The organism is Pseudarthrobacter sp. GQ63 (genome assembly GCF_059758765.1).
Map to the genome: position 1 here is coordinate 1 of NZ_JCAXEF010000039.1, position 498 is coordinate 498.

Sequence of the window (498 nt, forward strand, 5' to 3'; positions counted from 1 at the left end):
CGTGGCTGCAGGAGAAGATACCTCCCATATCCTCAGCGGGTTGACTAACCAGCTGCCTGATCGTGATCCGGAAGAGACTGCCGAGTGGGTTGAGTCCCTGGATTCGTTGATCAGGGAACAGGGCACTGAGCGTGCCCAATTCATCATGCGGAGCCTGCTGCAGCGTGCGGGCGCGCAGAGCGTCGGGGTGCCGATGGTGACCACCACCGATTACGTGAACACGATCCCGGTGGACCAGGAAGCAGAGTTTCCGGGCAACGAGGAGTACGAGCGCCGGTACCGGGCGTACATGCGGTGGAACGCCGCGGTGATGGTGCACCGGGCGCAGCGGGCCAACATCGGCGTGGGCGGGCATATCTCCACCTATGCCGGGGCCGCGACCCTGTACGAGGTGGGTTTCAACCACTTCTTCCGCGGCAAGGACCACCCCGGCGGCGGTGACCAGGTCTTCTTCCAGGGCCACGCCTCCCCCGGCATGTACGCCCGGGCGTTCATGGA

General features: G+C 64.7%; 1 protein-coding gene. It reads left to right on the forward strand.

Annotated features, from left to right (window positions below):
* Window position 1: 1 nt before the first annotated feature.
* On the forward strand, window positions 2–498 hold a 497-nt coding region (locus AC6CHP_RS20730; RefSeq protein WP_498232052.1), incomplete at its 3' end, for a pyruvate dehydrogenase E1 component-related protein.